Source organism: Mesorhizobium sp. WSM4822 (assembly GCF_055811155.1).
The window spans coordinates 1-272 of record NZ_JBVVQM010000098.1; the positions used below are offsets into that span (position 1 = coordinate 1).

Annotated in this window: 1 protein-coding gene; it reads right to left on the minus strand. The window is 62.9% G+C overall.

Annotated elements, in window-relative coordinates:
• On the minus strand, positions 1-208 hold a 208-nt coding region (locus tag AC0L3E_RS34700; RefSeq protein WP_473606923.1), incomplete at its 3' end, for a hypothetical protein.
• Positions 209-272 lie beyond the last annotated feature (64 nt).

Genomic DNA, 272 nt, shown 5'->3' on the forward strand with positions numbered 1-272 from the left:
GGCGCGGAATGTCCTCGCCGCAGCCGGCGGCGAAGCGCAGCCGCCGTCCATCCGTCTCCGCAAGGAAGACGGCGACAGCCATGAAGTCCCCGCTCGAAAACCCGGCATCGCAGACCTTCTGGTACAGCTCGTCCGGGGATTTCGCGTAGAGGATCGCTTCATTGATGGCGCTCAACGCTGCAAAGGTGCGCGCGAGGGTCGTCTGCACGATCTCAACTCCCAGGCATTTCTGCCTCTTTATCCCGGCCTGTTTATGGCCCGACAGGCCTAAG